Source organism: Corynebacterium sp. HMSC067D03 (assembly GCF_001811185.1).
GTDB classification, from domain to species: domain Bacteria; phylum Actinomycetota; class Actinomycetes; order Mycobacteriales; family Mycobacteriaceae; genus Corynebacterium; species Corynebacterium coyleae.
Genome location: NZ_KV803842.1, coordinates 1 through 388 on the forward strand (window position 1 = coordinate 1; position 388 = coordinate 388).

The following is a 388-nucleotide window of genomic DNA, read 5'->3' on the forward strand; positions in this document are numbered from 1 at the left end:
GCGAAGAAACCCGCGCCTGAAAAGCAAGTGCGTTTCTCTAAGGCGCGTGAGGGTATGGCAACGCTGCACTTGACGCATTCGGCGCGCAATATTGCTGATATTGAGCACACGCTGCGTGGGCTGATCGATACGGAACTGCCACCAGCCGGCCAGATGGCTGATGCGCTTATGGGTATCTTGCGCGGTGATGGCGATGGTGGTGGGGTGCCGCATGCAGTACCACGCCCGATTGTTATGGTGCCGCTTCCCGAATGGACGCGTATCCAATCCGGTGCCGGTGACGAGGTCACCTTGACCTTGACGGATGGCACCACCATGACGGGTGCGGAGTTTCTCGCGCAGCACTTCGGTGATGTGTTGGAAGTCGCGGCGTTTCACCCGACCGAGG

General features: G+C 59.8%; 1 pseudogene. It reads left to right on the forward strand.

From position 1 onward, the window contains the following. Positions 1–54 precede the first annotated feature (54 nt). Positions 55–388: pseudogene (locus HMPREF2785_RS12005) on the forward strand (HNH endonuclease); the annotation flags it as partial.